This is a genomic window from Vibrio sp. Y176, from assembly GCF_033438945.1.
The window spans coordinates 1-909 of sequence record NZ_JAWOQS010000203.1; the positions used below are offsets into that span (position 1 = coordinate 1).

1 protein-coding gene is annotated in these 909 nt (G+C 49.9%); it reads right to left on the bottom strand.

The window, feature by feature from the left end; genetic code table 11:
* A partial coding sequence (locus R7O13_RS25095) for a cyclic nucleotide-binding domain-containing protein (RefSeq protein ID WP_318304971.1) occupies window positions 1-909 on the bottom strand: 909 nt, incomplete at both ends.

Below are 909 nucleotides of genomic sequence, written 5' to 3' on the forward strand. Positions count from 1 at the left end.
CAAGCTTTCTACCAGTTGACGTTGGCGGTTTGAGGCTAACGCCAGTTCTTCTACGCTGCTTGCTCGTGCAATGCTGAGTGTTAACACATGGGAGTGGGTCGAGAACGCGCTGAGAATCTGTGTCATGTCGAGCATGCCCACCGCGCGATTGCCTTCGCAGACCATCAAACGCTTCATGCGATTACGTGTCATGGTGATCATGGCGTTAAACAGAAAATCCCCGTCATCAACATGGTAGACAGGGAAAGTTGCGATCTCACCTACAGGTGTGTCCACGGCGCAATTATCCAACATAACCGAGTGCAGCATGTTGGTACGAGTCACGATGGCGTACGGGTGAGCTGACGGCCATTTTTCCAATCGCGGGTCGTCGTCATGGAGCTGAACCAATGCAGCATCGATGCCGTTATCTTTTAGAGTTCGAGTTACCTCGTTGATTGGCGTTTCTGGCGCGAGGATCATCGGCGGATGATAAATGCTGTTATCGACTTTGGTCAGAATGAATTCGGCCAAGTTTTGCTGTTGCTGCGCGGCTTCGATGAGTTCTTGTCGTTTGGATAAGTTGTTGTCGAAGTAAGCTGCGAACTGGCCATTCTCGTTATAAAGCTCGAGAAAAACGTCTTTTGGCAGTAAGTACGAAAGGGTGTCTTCCAGCGCGATGTATTGATGTCGAACGCATTCTTCAAACAGTGAACGCACGTCAAACATGTCGTCATTGGCGTAATGAGCGAACACTTCGGATTGGTCTTTGGAACGTTCTTCGACTGCGCCTTTGATCAATATGTGCAAGTGAGGGTTGGTCTGCCCGCTAGATAAAATGATATCTCGAGTTCGATAGTACGCCACATCTAAGGACGAGCGCAGCCGAGTTTGCTGAGCATCGGTCAGACGATCGAACGGGGGAGATTG